At 39.2% G+C, this 1,927-nt stretch carries 4 protein-coding genes; 1 reads left to right on the top strand and 3 read right to left on the bottom strand.

Annotated features, from left to right (window positions below; all coding sequences use genetic code 11):
• Positions 1–750: DMT family transporter (locus J582_RS24905; protein ID WP_032048898.1), on the top strand; the 750-nt coding region annotated here is incomplete at its 5' end.
• A gap of 32 nt (positions 751–782) precedes the next feature.
• Here the strand turns inward: J582_RS24905 and J582_RS24900 are convergent.
• From J582_RS24900 to J582_RS27435, 3 genes are all read right to left on the bottom strand, one after another.
• Positions 783–1,178, bottom strand: coding sequence for a DUF4870 family protein (locus tag J582_RS24900; RefSeq protein WP_004705102.1), 396 nt, complete (start codon positions 1,176–1,178; stop codon positions 783–785).
• Between the two features lie 36 nt (positions 1,179–1,214).
• A complete protein-coding gene (locus tag J582_RS24895; RefSeq protein ID WP_031983678.1) occupies positions 1,215–1,844 on the bottom strand; it encodes a DUF1294 domain-containing protein in 630 nt (209 codons plus the stop codon).
• A gap of 11 nt (positions 1,845–1,855) precedes the next feature.
• On the bottom strand, positions 1,856–1,927 hold a 72-nt coding region (locus J582_RS27435; protein ID WP_228131716.1), incomplete at its 5' end, for a hypothetical protein.

The raw sequence follows: 1,927 nt of genomic DNA, 5'->3' as shown, positions 1-1,927 counted from the left end.
AAAATAACTAATAAAAATAATTTCAAAAGCATGAAAGGCGTTACGTTAAAAGACTTAGGTGCTGGTAGTGTGATTGGTCTAGTCATTGTGGGCGGCTATGGAACTCAAACAATTGGCCTGCAAACCATTCCGAGTAGTGAGTCAGCTTTCTTAACGGCGCTTTATGTTCCACTTGTTCCTATTTTAATGTGGCTCATCTTTAGAAAGACGCCACATGTCATGACTTGGGTGGGAGCAGCTTTGGCTTTTGCTGGTCTTGTTTTATTGACAGTGAATGGTTTTGAGCAAATTTCATTAAGTTTTGGGCAGCTTTTAACAGTACTTGGCTCAGTTGCGATTGCTTTAGAAATTATTTTTATTAGTTATTTTGCTGGAAAGGTAAATTTGCGTCGTGTGACCATTATTCAACTTGCTGTCGCATCTCTACTTTCGTTTGCCGTTATGCCTGTGGTGGGCGAGCAAACGATTCCAGCATTTTCATGGCCGCTTGTACTTACAGCTGTTACATTAGGTTTAGCAAGTGCACTGATTCAATTTGTGATGAACTGGGCTCAGCGTATGGTCGATCCTTCACGTGCTGCGATTATTTATGCAGGAGAACCTGTTTGGGCTGGGGTTATTGGCCGAATCGCAGGTGAGCGTTTACCACTGATTGCCCTTTTTGGCGGTGCTTTAGTGGTGTTAGGTGTTTTAGTCAGTGAGTTAAAACTTAAGTTACCCATTAAAAAAACTAAAAGAATTCGAGAATAAAAAAGAGAGCTTAACGCTCTCTTTTTTATTTATTAAGGTTGGTACATCGGGCGGTTATCATTTAACGCAATCAGACCGCGAATTGCACGATATACGATCCAGATCCATGCCGCTGTAATCACGCCCACACAGAATACGGTCGATGAGATCGCAACACCTGCAAATAAATCGGTATTTTCACCTGTAAAAAACAAGAAAATAAACGGTAAAAAGGCAATAATATTCCAAGCGAGATACCACCAGAATGTTCTGATTTGCCAAGTAAAGTGACTCGCAAAAATTGAACCTTGAACATCGGAACGTTTTACGTAGTTAATAATTAAAGCAATAATCGCAAGTAAGCCGCCCGTAAAAATGGCAACAATATAAAGTACATACAAAATAAGTGTTAAAGTACGATTTGGATCTTGGTCGATAGAACTATTCATTTTTATACCTCTCAAGTTTAATAAAACAATTTACTTTTATGATCCCCGCAAAACGTTTAAAGGAGAAATTAGCCACAAAATCAAAAGTAAATGAAGGAATATGGTACAAAAATAAATCTTACGAAATGGTTGTTTTTGTGTTTTATGTCTCAGTTTTTGTTGTGCCCACCATGCAGCTGGCCAACCGCCTAAAAAACTCACAATATGTAAAGTCTGTTCAGGAATACGGCGATTGCCTAGTTGTGCGGCTTCTTTATCTTGTGAATATAGCCAATAACTTAAGACATTCGTCATTAAGATAAACAATAAGGTATAAGCTGGCAGAACATGGATAAAACTCATAATGCCCATTAGAACAAAATAAAATACGATGCCCATTTGCATGGCAGACCATGGTTTTGCCTGAAATGAAGATTCTGTTTTTGCTGACTTTGAAGCTTTACGCGTTTGTGATGCCTTTAAATAAGTGACTTGCTGGGCACGGAAGCGACCTCGCTCATCTAAAATGACCAAATACTCTAGTGCACAACCAATAATTGGCCGAGGTCCGGGGCGTGCAAAATCTTTGATATGCAAAAAGACTCGCTCTTTTTCAGCATCATCTGGCTGAATAAAGCCATAACCTTTTTCGTCGAACCATTCGACTAATCGCCCCTGATCTCGCATCTTTATTCCTTTTATGCTTTTACATGACTTAAACGGTCTTGCATCATTGCTCGCATTTCTTGCGGATCTTTTTGCAAAATGTC

The sequence above is a fragment of the Acinetobacter sp. 1566109 genome, assembly GCF_000582255.1.
GTDB lineage: Bacteria > Pseudomonadota > Gammaproteobacteria > Pseudomonadales > Moraxellaceae > Acinetobacter > Acinetobacter nosocomialis.
Note: the sequence above shows the minus strand (reverse complement) of the source record. Positions and strands in the feature narration are given on the sequence as shown.

Bases quoted from the DNA above. Each gene is read 5' to 3' on its own strand.
- J582_RS24895 (WP_031983678.1), bottom strand. From the start codon at position 1,844: ATGCGAGATCAGGGGCGATTAGTCGAATGGTTCGACGAAAAAGGTTAT.
- J582_RS24900 (WP_004705102.1), bottom strand. From the start codon at position 1,178: ATGAATAGTTCTATCGACCAAGATCCAAATCGTACTTTAACACTTATT.